Origin of the sequence: Enterobacter sp. HG048, assembly GCF_024702055.1 — a bacterium.
GTDB lineage: Bacteria > Pseudomonadota > Gammaproteobacteria > Enterobacterales > Enterobacteriaceae > Enterobacter > Enterobacter dykesii.
In genome coordinates this window covers 1-255 of the sequence record NZ_JANLIZ010000049.1, presented here as the reverse complement: position 1 = coordinate 255, position 255 = coordinate 1, and the positions used below count along the sequence as shown (strand labels likewise).

Sequence of the window (255 nt, the reverse complement as noted above, 5' to 3'; positions counted from 1 at the left end):
CCTTCGTGCTCCTCCGTTACTCTTTGGGAGGAGACCGCCCCAGTCAAACTACCCACCAGACACTGTCCGCAACCCGGATTACGGGTCTACGTTAGAACACCAGCCATTAAAGGGTGGTATTTCAAGGGCGGCTCCACGCAGACTGGCGTCCACGCTTCAAAGCCTCCCACCTATCCTACACATCAAGGACCAGTGTTCAGTGTCAAGCTATAGTAAAGGTTCACGGGGTCTTTCCGTCTTGCCGCGGGTACACTG

Annotated in this window: 1 rRNA gene; it reads right to left on the bottom strand. The window is 55.3% G+C overall.

Annotated elements, in window-relative coordinates:
• Positions 1 to 255 (bottom strand): 23S ribosomal RNA (locus NUX24_RS21755); the annotation flags it as partial.